The sequence below is a fragment of the Paracoccus sp. DMF genome (assembly GCF_004407025.1).
GTDB classification, from domain to species: domain Bacteria; phylum Pseudomonadota; class Alphaproteobacteria; order Rhodobacterales; family Rhodobacteraceae; genus Paracoccus; species Paracoccus aminovorans_B.
Map to the genome: position 1 here is coordinate 1 of NZ_SOKV02000165.1, position 852 is coordinate 852.

The 852-nt window shown below is 58.8% G+C and carries 1 protein-coding gene; it reads right to left on the reverse strand.

The window, feature by feature from the left end; translation table 11 throughout:
* Positions 1-776 (reverse strand): IS5 family transposase gene (locus tag E3D03_RS20985; protein ID WP_411969842.1). Its coding sequence is split into 2 segments (ribosomal slippage): positions 1-452 and positions 452-776, totalling 777 coding nucleotides; the frame shifts between segments, so codons are not numbered across the junction.
* Positions 777-852: the final 76 nt, after the last annotated feature.

The following is an 852-nucleotide window of genomic DNA, read 5'->3' on the forward strand; positions in this document are numbered from 1 at the left end:
TTATGTTGACAAATGGCGGATCCATAGCCTGATGCAGGCGATGTCTATGAAGCCAAGAAAGCTGTCTGCGGTTTTGTCGTAGCGGGTCGCTAGCCGGCGGCTGTTCTTCAGCCTGTTGAAACAACGCTCGACGATATTGCGCAGGGTGTAGATGGTCATGTCGACGGCCTTGCGAACCTTGCGGTTCTTGCGCATCGGTATCATCGGCAGGGCGTTGCGGCTTTCGATGTCTTCCCGAATTTCATTGGAATCATAGCCCCTGTCGGCGACCAGAACGGCGGGCTGCGGCAGGTTGTCGGCCATCACCAGATCATAGCCGGCGTAGTCGGAATCCTGCCCCGGCGTGATCACGGTCCTCATCGGGAGGCCTGCGCCGTTGACGCGGAGGTGGATCTTGGTCGAGAAGCCACCTCTCGAACGGCCAAGAGCCTCTTTCGGAGTCCCCCTTTTGCGCCCGCCGCATGATGGTGGGCGCGGATCACGGTGCTGTCGACCATCTGAAGCTTGTCTGGCGCAATCCCCGCATGGTTCAGCGCGTCCAGAATATCTTCCCACAGCCCTGCCAGGGTCCAGCGGCGGAACTGGCGGTAGACCGAGGACCACTTTCCGAACTCTTCAGGTAGGTCGCGCCAAGGCGCGCCAGTTCGCGCTATCCAGAAAATACCATCCAGAACAAGGCGATGATTGGATGGCTTGCGCCCATTCGGGTGTCGGACGGCACCGATGAAGCCCTCGAAAAACGCCCAGTCATCGTCAGATATCAGGTTGCGTGCCAAGCTTGTCTCCTACGTAGAGAGGAGCTTGAAGCACGGGGCGCAGGCCAGTGGAATCCCGTTTTGTCAACATGACCTA